General features: G+C 74.6%; 1 protein-coding gene. It reads left to right on the top strand.

Annotation, left to right across the window (positions count from 1 at the left end; translation table 11 throughout):
* Nucleotides 1-201 precede the first annotated feature (201 nt).
* Nucleotides 202-2,721 carry a bifunctional FO biosynthesis protein CofGH gene (locus tag HUW36_RS29925; RefSeq protein WP_174531162.1) on the top strand — a complete coding sequence of 840 codons (2,520 nt, stop codon included), beginning with the start codon at nt 202-204 and terminating at the stop codon, nt 2,719-2,721.
* The last annotated feature ends 115 nt before the right edge of the window (nt 2,722-2,836 follow it).

The raw sequence follows: 2,836 nt of genomic DNA, 5'->3' as shown, positions 1-2,836 counted from the left end.
GTCAGCCCGCCGAGCCGGGCCAGCCGTCGTTCCCGCCCGGGGACGAGCGCACCCAGCGCTTCGACCGCGAGGACCCGAACCAGCCCCGGTGACCGTCCCGTGGGCGGCGGCCGAACGCCGCCGCCCGCGGACGGGCCGGTGTCGAGCGGCCCTCCTGCACACCTCGACCGGCCCGCGAGCGTCACCGCATAGGCTGGGCCGATGGTTGATCGCAGCGAGCCCGTCCCGACCGAGGCGAGCGTCCGGCGGGCGCTCGGCCGCGCCGCCACCGGCCGGGCGCTGGACGCGGACGAGGCGGCGGCCCTGCTCACCGCGCGCGGTCCGGCGCTGGACGAGCTGTTCCGGGTCGCCGGTGACATCCGCGACGCCGGTCTGCGCGACGCCGGGCGGCCGGGCGTGGTGACCTTCTCCAAGAAGGTCTTCGTCCCGCTGACCCGGCTCTGCCGGGACCGCTGCCACTACTGCACGTTCGCCACCGTGCCGCACCGGCTGCCCGCCGCCTACCTGGAACGCGACGAGGTGCTGGCGATCGCCCGCGAGGGCGCCGCGCAGGGCTGCAAGGAGGCGCTGTTCACGCTCGGCGACCGGCCCGAGGAGCGGTGGCCGGCGGCCCGGCGGTGGCTGGACGAGCGGGGGTACGACTCGACGCTCGACTACCTGCGCGCCTGCGCCGTGGCGGTGCTGGAGGAGACCGGCCTGCTGCCGCACCTCAACCCGGGCGTGCTCTCCTGGTCGGAGTTGCAGCGGCTCAAGCCGGTCGCGCCGAGCATGGGCATGATGCTGGAGACCACCGCCACCCGGCTCTGGTCGGAGCCCGGCGGCCCGCACCACGGCTCGCCGGACAAGGAACCCGCGGTGCGGTTGCGGGTGCTCGACGACGCCGGCCGGGTCGGGGTGCCGTTCACCACCGGCATCCTGATCGGCATCGGCGAGGACCGGGCCGAGCGGGTCGACGCGATCTTCGCGATCCGTCGCGCGATGCGGGAGTACGGCCACCTCCAGGAGGTGATCGTGCAGAACTTCCGCGCCAAGCCGGACACCGCGATGCGCGGCATGCCGGACGCGGAGCTGCACGATCTGGCCGTCACCGTGGCGGTGGCCCGGGTGCTGCTCGGCCCGAAGGCCCGCATCCAGGCCCCGCCGAACCTCATCGCCGGCGAGTACGACCTGCTGTTGCGCGCCGGCATCGACGACTGGGGCGGCGTCTCGCCGGTCACCCCCGACCACGTCAACCCGGAGCGTCCCTGGCCGCAGCTGGACGAGCTGGCGGCGCGTACCGCGAGTGCAGGGTTCACGCTGCGCGAGCGGCTGACCGTCTACCCCGAGTACGTCCGGGCCGGCGCACCGTGGTTGGACCCGCGCCTGCTGCCGCACGTCACCGCGCTCGCCGACCCGGCCACCGGGCTCGCGGTCGAGGCGGCCCGCCCGGTGGGACGGCCCTGGCAGGAGCCGGAGGAGGTGTTCGGCGGCCGGACCGACCTGCACGTCACGATCGACGTCACCGGCCGCACCGAGGACCGGCGGGGCGACTTCGACAGCGTCTACGGCGACTGGACCGAGGTGGCGAACAAGATCACGCGCCCGGTCGGCGTACCCGGATCCGGTGGCGCGGACGCCGACCTGCGCGCGGGCCTGCGGCTGGCCGCGGACGACCCGGCCGCGCTGCTGACGCCGGCGCACGAGGCGAAGGCGCTGGCGCTGTTCGGCGCGGACGGCCCGGCGCTGGACGCGCTCTGCCGGATCGCCGACGACGTGCGCCGGGACACGGTCGGCGACGACGTGACCTACGTGGTCAACCGGAACATCAACTTCACCAATGTCTGTTACGTGGGCTGCCGGTTCTGCGCCTTCGCCCAGCGGGAGAGCGACGCCGACGCGTTCCGGCTGTCGCTTTCGCAGGTGGCCGACCGGGCCGAGGAGGCGTGGGCGGCCGGCGCCACCGAGGTCTGCCTCCAGGGCGGGATCGACCCGAAGATGCCGGTCACCGGCTACGCCGACATCGTCCGCGCGATCAAGGCGCGGGTGCCGGGGATGCACGTGCACGCGTTCTCCCCGATGGAGATCGTCACCGCGGCGGCGAAGGCCGGCGTGCCGGTGCGGGAGTGGCTCGGCATGCTGCGCGAGGCCGGTCTGGACACCATCCCGGGCACCGCCGCCGAGATCCTCGACGACGACGTGCGCTGGGTGCTCACCAAGGGCAAGCTGCCGGCCGCCGCCTGGGTCGACGTGGTGAGCACGGCCCACGAGCTGGGCATCCGGTCCAGCTCCACGATGATGTACGGCCACGTCGACCACCCGGGCCAGTGGCTGGCCCACTTCCGGGTGCTGGCCGGGGTGCAGGACCGCACCGGCGGGTTCACCGAGTTCGTGGCGCTGCCGTTCGTGCACACCAACGCGCCGATCTACCTGGCCGGCATCGCCCGGCCGGGGCCGACCTGGCGGGAGAACCGGGCGGTGCACGCGATGGCCCGGCTGCTGCTGCACGGCCGGATCGACAACATCCAGTGCTCCTGGGTGAAGCTCGGCGACGCGGGCACGGCGGAGATGCTGCGGGGCGGCTGCAACGACCTCGGCGGCACGCTGATGGAGGAGACCATCTCCCGGATGGCCGGGTCGGGCAACGGTTCGGCCCGGACCGAGGAGCAGTTGCGGGCGATCGCCTCGGCGGCCGGGCGACCGTTCCGCAAGCGGACGACCGCGTACGGTCACACCGGCGTCTGACGTCGAACCTTTCCCCGCCGCCGGCCGTACCTGTCGATGCCGGCGGCGGTTGCGGCGAGGACCGCCGCCGGTGTCCCCAGCCCGGGGACCCGGCGGCGTCCGGGTGCCCGGCCCC

Source organism: Micromonospora maritima (genome assembly GCF_902825405.1).
GTDB lineage: Bacteria > Actinomycetota > Actinomycetes > Mycobacteriales > Micromonosporaceae > Micromonospora > Micromonospora maritima.
This window is presented reverse-complemented; position numbering and strand designations above follow the sequence as displayed.